Source organism: Aeromicrobium sp. PE09-221 (assembly GCF_002174305.1).
In the GTDB taxonomy this organism is placed as follows: domain Bacteria; phylum Actinomycetota; class Actinomycetes; order Propionibacteriales; family Nocardioidaceae; genus Aeromicrobium.
This window is the reverse complement of record NZ_MIJB01000078.1, coordinates 1-1,236: the sequence shown is the minus strand read 5'-3', so window position 1 is coordinate 1,236 and position 1,236 is coordinate 1. Positions and strand designations below refer to the sequence as shown.

The 1,236-nt window shown below is 50.2% G+C and carries 1 protein-coding gene; it reads right to left on the bottom strand.

Annotated features, from left to right (window positions below):
• A partial coding sequence (locus BHE97_RS19355) for an ABC transporter ATP-binding protein (RefSeq protein WP_087625655.1) occupies positions 1–1,028 on the bottom strand: 1,028 nt, incomplete at its 3' end.
• Positions 1,029–1,236: the final 208 nt, after the last annotated feature.

The following is a 1,236-nucleotide window of genomic DNA, read 5'->3' as shown; positions in this document are numbered from 1 at the left end:
TGCTCATGTGCTTTTAGTGGCTGCTCCTGCTTTGTGTCGTTGTCCCTTCCAGCAGCTAACGGATGAAGCTGCCAGCATCGTGCCTGATGGGTGTCGGTCAACCTCGTCTCTTCTGCATCTTGACGCTCACATACACGCATCGCTTCTGAGCAGCGCGAATAAAATCCACAACCCGCAGGTGGCGCAATTAAATCAGGAGGAGTTCCTTCGATCGGAATTAATGGTTCATTTTTCGGTTGATTCAGTCTGGGAACAGCAGCGAGCAATCCCCTTGTATAAGGATGCCGTGGATGATGGAACAGTTCAAACTTGGTTCCTATCTCTACCACTTTACCTGCATACATCACTACAACCCGATCACATAAGTCTGCTACCACCCCAAGATCATGCGTAATTAACAGGATGGACATGCCCATCTGCTGTTGAATTTCTTTTAGCAATTGCAAAATTTGAGCCTGAATGGTCACATCAAGTGCTGTTGTCGGCTCATCGGCGATCAGCAAGGAAGGATGACAAGCTAATGCCATCGCAATCATGACGCGCTGACGCATTCCACCGGAAAATTCATGCGGATATTGCTTCAATCGTGTGTCTGGATTTGGTATGCCAACGAAATGAAGCAGTTCCTTCGCTCGTAGACGTGCCGCCCGTTTACTCACATTCAGATGCCGTGTCATCACTTCCGTCATTTGTGTTCCTACACTTAACGTGGGATGAAGTGAAGTCATCGGGTCCTGGAATATCATCGCGATCTCTCTCCCGCGAATACGTTCCATCTGCCGGTTGGTCAAAGTGAGCAAATCTGTACCTTTAAAATGGATGGAGCCGTTTTGAATAACGGCTGGCGGTGTTGCAAGCAAACGCATAATCGACTGAGCTGTCACACTTTTGCCGCAGCCCGATTCTCCGACGATTGCAACCGTCTCACCTTTGCCTATTGTAAAATGAACCGCTCGAACTGCCTGCACTTCCCCGCCGCGAGCACGAAAAGCCACTTGCAAATCATTCACTTCCAGTAGTGGAACCACGAACATCTCCTCCTTCTTCTTATCGCTTCATCTTCGGATCACGTGCATCACGCACGCCGTCCCCAAACAAGTTAAACGCCAGCATCGTACAGCTAATGAACTGTGCCGGGAACAGCCTCCGCCACGGCTACACCCGCCATGCATTCCACGCTTGTTCCCTCATAGAGCCCCATGCAGCAGCAGGCGCCCTGTCCCTTATACACCTCTC